The organism is Paenibacillus agaridevorans, from assembly GCF_003112455.1.
GTDB lineage: Bacteria > Bacillota > Bacilli > Paenibacillales > Paenibacillaceae > Pristimantibacillus > Pristimantibacillus agaridevorans.
This window is the reverse complement of record NZ_BDQX01000113.1, coordinates 36928-37199: the sequence shown is the minus strand read 5'-3', so window position 1 is coordinate 37199 and position 272 is coordinate 36928. Positions and strand designations below refer to the sequence as shown.

The 272-nt window shown below is 61.4% G+C and carries 1 protein-coding gene; it reads left to right on the top strand.

Features of this window, described 5'->3' with window-relative positions; translation table 11 throughout:
• Nucleotides 1-180: hypothetical protein (locus PAT3040_RS36965; RefSeq protein ID WP_219930273.1), on the top strand; the 180-nt coding region annotated here is incomplete at its 5' end.
• Nucleotides 181-272: the final 92 nt, after the last annotated feature.

Below are 272 nucleotides of genomic sequence, written 5' to 3'. Positions count from 1 at the left end.
CAGCGGGGCGATGGCGATGTGCCGGGGGGCGAAGCCGTGACGACGCTTGCGGCCGGAGAGTTGACGGAAGCGCCGGCCGAAGAGAAGGGCGGAAGCGGGCTGGTCTGGTGGACGCCGATTGCGGCGGTGCTCGTTCTGGGAGCCGGGGCGTTCTATGTTTGGAAACGAAAAGTTCGGTAATACAAAAGGGGACGGGAATAAGGGAAATAGGGGGATTGAATACATGTTGAGAAGAAGCGGCAAGCTGGCAGCGGCGGCATGGATCGTGCTGT